This window comes from Dietzia sp. DQ11-71, from assembly GCF_014144995.1.
GTDB lineage: Bacteria > Actinomycetota > Actinomycetes > Mycobacteriales > Mycobacteriaceae > Dietzia > Dietzia kunjamensis.
Window position 1 is genome coordinate 1 of the sequence record NZ_JAALDT010000206.1, and the last position, 1,848, is coordinate 1,848.

At 69.8% G+C, this 1,848-nt stretch carries 2 protein-coding genes; both read right to left on the reverse strand.

Translation table 11 applies throughout. The annotated features are described in order from the left end of the window. A partial coding sequence (locus G6023_RS08240; RefSeq protein WP_182634938.1) for an acyl-CoA dehydrogenase family protein occupies positions 1–1,211 on the reverse strand: 1,211 nt, incomplete at its 3' end. A gap of 48 nt (positions 1,212–1,259) precedes the next feature. After that, a partial coding sequence (locus tag G6023_RS08245; protein ID WP_182634939.1) for an SDR family NAD(P)-dependent oxidoreductase occupies positions 1,260–1,848 on the reverse strand: 589 nt, incomplete at its 5' end.

A 1,848-nucleotide genomic window follows, 5' to 3' on the forward strand; every position in this document is an offset into this window, starting at 1 on the left:
GCGATCGGGGTGAGGACGTCGAGCAGCATCTTCGCCGCCGCCGACTCCTCCGGGGATCCGGTCTTCTCGTCGTCGACCAGTCGCGCGCAGTACAGCCCCAGTGCGAGGGCGCCCTCCACGTACGATTTCTGGGCCAGCAGCATGCGGCGCACGTCCGCGTGGCCGGTGAGCATGACCTGCGGCGATGACGGGTCCGCCCCGACCTGCCGGCCCTGGGGACGGTTCCGGGCGTAGTCCAGCGACTTGAGGTACCCGGTGTAGCCGATGGCGGTCGCGCCGACGCCCACGCCGAGGCGGGCCTCGTTCATCATGGTGAACATCTTCTTGAGGCCGGTGTTCTCCTCTCCGACGAGGTACCCGATCGCGCCCGCCCGACCGCCGGGGGTGTGCATGCCCTGGCCCAGCGTGGGCATGGTGTTGACCGTGCCGCGGAAGCCCATCTTGTGGTTGAGGCCGGTGATGACGATGTCGTTGCGCTCGCCGATCGCGCCGTCGTCGGTGACCAGGAACTTCGGCACGACGAACAGGCTGATGCCGCGGGTGCCCGCCGGCGACCCGGGAACCTTCGCCAGCACCAGGTGCACGATGTTCTCGGCCATCTGGTGCTCGCCGCCGGAGATCCACATCTTCTGCCCGAACAGCCGGTAGGTGCCGTCGGGCTGCGGCTCGGCGCGGGTGGTGATGTCGGCGAGGTTGGACCCGGCCTGCGGCTCGGACAGGCACATCGTCCCCGTGAAGCGGCCCTCGATCATCGGCTTGACGTACCGCTCGATCTGCTCGTCGGAGCCGTGCTCGATGAGCAGGTTGGCGTTGCCGGTGGTGAGCAACGGGTAGGCCGCGGTGGAGATGTTCGCGGCGTAGAACCAGGCCATGCACGCCAGGTAGGCGGTGTAGGGCAGCTGCATGCCGCCGACCCGCTCGTCCATCGCCGCACCCACGAGGTCGGCCTCGGCGAACTTCGCCAGCGCCTCGCCGATCTCGGGGATGAGCTCCACGTCCTCGCCGACCAACCGGGGCTCGGTGAGGTCGGCTTTGCGGAAGTGGGGCGCGAAGTACTTCTCGGCGAGTTCGGCCGACAGGTCCACCACGGAGTCGATCGTCTCGCGCGAGTGCTCCGCGTACCGTTCCCGCTCGCACAGCTCGGAGACACGGAGCCAGTCGTGCAGGAGGAAGTCGAGGTCGGCGCGGGAGAGCAGGTGCGAGGGGGTCATGCCCCGCAGGGTACTAGCGCGCGGTACCAGCGCGCACGGCCCCGGTGCTCACGTGCCCGTCGCGCCCGTTCCCCCGGCCTCGGCACCCGACCCGCCCGTGGCCCGTGTCGCGGCCGCGAACTTCTGGCCCATGCCGAGCATGGTCCGGGCGTACGCGGCGGGGAGGAACCGCTTGGCACGGTAGGACTTGCGGGCGTCGGGGTCGGGGAGGATGAGGAACTGCTTGGCGTCCAGGCCCGTCATCACCTCGGAGGCGATCTCGTCGGCGCCCCGCTCGGAGCGGTCGATGAGCTTGCTCGCGAACCCGCTGGCGGCGGGGTCGGAGGCGTTGAGACTGGAGGCGAGGTTGGTGCGGAAGAAGGACGGGCACAGCACCGACACGTCCACGCCGAACGGCTCGAGCTCCCACCGCAGGCTCTCGGAGATCGCCACGACCGCCGCCTTGACCGCCGTGTAGGAGGACATGGTGGGCGGGTGGACGAGGCCGGCGAGAGAAGCGGTGTTGACGAGGTGACCGCTGCCCTGCGCCTTGAGCATCGGGACGAAGGTGCGGCATCCGCGCGCGACGCCGAGCAGGTTGATGTCGACGATCTGCCGCCAGTCGTCCTCGGTGAGCATCTCGATGCGGCCGCCCTGG